The sequence below is a fragment of the Pannonibacter phragmitetus DSM 14782 genome (genome assembly GCF_000382365.1).
GTDB lineage: Bacteria > Pseudomonadota > Alphaproteobacteria > Rhizobiales > Stappiaceae > Pannonibacter > Pannonibacter phragmitetus.
On record NZ_KB908225.1, the window covers coordinates 11,236 to 13,263 of the forward strand.

A 2,028-nucleotide genomic window follows, 5' to 3' on the forward strand; every position below is an offset into this window, starting at 1 on the left:
TAGGCTTCCACCGAAACATGCGCCGCCCCGGCATCCCGGTTCAGGCTGGCAAGGTCCTGCCTCTGGTCCGAAAGCTCCAGCGTGCCCGGCGTCACGGTCGCCCGTGTGGTCCCGCTTCCGCCTTCCCGCGCAGGCATGTTGACGATGGGCGTCAGCGTGCCGGGATAGCGGGCAGCAACGTCCTTCCCGGCCTCTGTCTCTGCGCTGCCGAGATGAACGCCGAAGCCCACGCCAAAGCCGGAGTTGGAGGTGGCGGAGCTGTTCTGAACGTCGCGCCACGCCAGTTCACGGGCAGAAAGGTAATTGTCCTCAGCCTCTGCCGTGGAATACCCGCGCATGATGAGCCCGGCTCATCGGGAGCGGATCAAGCCCGTGCGGCGCCTGAGCAATGGCAAGCCGTGATGCGTCAGCATCGAAAGCCTTGGCAGAAGAAACTACCCCGCTGGTCAGGTCCACTCCATTATTGAATATATAAATCAGAAACAGTCATCTTTTGTATGCAACTTCACCCGAATCATACCAAACGCCATCCGAAAATCTTACCGGACGTTGAGGATAACAAACTAAAAGCCCCTCGATGAATTGACGAAAAGAAAGGTCGAGCCTCGTTATCCAACGCATATTGTCAACCTCCAATAAGCGCCAGTTGTCTCCGCTGTCAAAACCTATAGCAGCTCCTGTGCTATCAGAGCCGAACAACCAAATTTCCCCTTTGGCCCCAGGCTCATATGGACCATCTTTATAAATACTGTCATCTCCAAAGTAATCCTTCGCAGCGGAGATCAAATATGGCCAAACTGTCAAGAGGGGAAATGAGAATTCATTCTCTTTTATATCTCCGCAGCCGCGCTCCTGAAGAAATTCAAAATAATCACTTGGCGCATCGGACCACCTCCGCCGCAACTCTAGAATTTGATCAGGCGCAACAGGGGCCAACCGCTCGAACAAAGCTCCACCCAAAGTATTAAGGTCCTCTAGATTCTCATACATGTTCATCGGCTCCTTGGAGGGTGCTGTGGAAATGCTGTTGAAGTGGGGCTACCTACACCATGAACTCCCCCTTGGTGTGCACTTCCACCCGGCACCGGATGGAGATTCCACCACTGATTGGGTCCACCATATTGCTGCGGTATAACATGGTGCGCTTGAAAATCGACGCCGTTCTCTGTTTTTGGCCATTTCTGACCAGTATTTAACTCCCAATCTCGCTTGAGATTATTGCGCTGCCTATTGTATTCACGCTGTAGAGCTTGATAGGTATCTCTCGTAGCGACATACGTATGATCAAACTGACGCAGTTCTCCAGCAAGATGCTCTCGCTGACTAGAAGGCATTTGCACACCAGAATGAGCCTCAATATCCCGAACAACGGCACGCGCATCAGATGATACCTGTGTCCATGGTGAACGGCCGGTACCTCCGCCGCCTGACTTGTCACCCTGCCCGCCTGTTGCCACTGTGCCCGGAGACTGAGGCTTCGGGGCTTTGAGGCGGGCTGCGAAGGGGCCACCAAAGCCACCGGCAAGGGCTGTGAACAGCTCCCAGGGCAGCATTGTCCTGTCGCCATTCGCCATAACCTGGCGAATCGAGTCAATCCCCTGAACGGTTTGACCCAGACGGTAGCCGAGATCATCGGGCGTCAGATGATGTTGATTGTAGAAGTTCGACGCCAGCCGGTAGAGATCTGATGCGTAGGCAAAGAACTGCCGGTTGATCGTCGAGTCCTTGTATTCATCGTAGAGGACCGCTTCAAACCAGCGCTGCTGGCAAAGGGCCGAGCCGGGCGCACAAAGGCCCGGGATCAAGCCACGCGGGGCAATACCTGCCAGAAAAGCTGCCGCTGCCTGATTGTGGGGGAGATTCTCTCCCGTCAGATCAGTCTGGCGCAGAGCCTGAAGTGTCAGCTCGCCAGCCGCACGGCCAACCGTTCCCTCATCACAGGCCGCAATGCTCTCGCAATAGCCCTGCTCCACCGCATAGCGGGCCGCGTTGGCCCGGATCAGGTCAGCCTCCGCCATGTGGAGCTGG

General features: G+C 55.8%; 3 protein-coding genes. All 3 read right to left on the reverse strand.

Annotated elements, in window-relative coordinates; genetic code table 11:
• Positions 1-338: hypothetical protein (locus H163_RS24590; RefSeq protein WP_040679030.1), on the reverse strand; the 338-nt coding region annotated here is incomplete at its 3' end.
• A gap of 148 nt (positions 339-486) precedes the next feature.
• On the reverse strand, positions 487-990 hold the full coding sequence (locus tag H163_RS24435) for a hypothetical protein (protein ID WP_147290477.1): 504 nt from the start codon (positions 988-990) through the stop codon (positions 487-489).
• A 2-nt stretch (positions 991-992) separates the two neighbouring features.
• The coding region (locus H163_RS24440) for an HNH endonuclease (RefSeq protein WP_425594377.1) at positions 993-2,028 on the reverse strand (1,036 nt) is incomplete at its 5' end.

Excerpts from the sequence above, each read along its gene's own strand:
- H163_RS24435 (WP_147290477.1), bottom strand. The coding sequence starts at position 990 with ATGTATGAGAATCTAGAGGACCTTAATACTTTGGGTGGAGCTTTGTTC.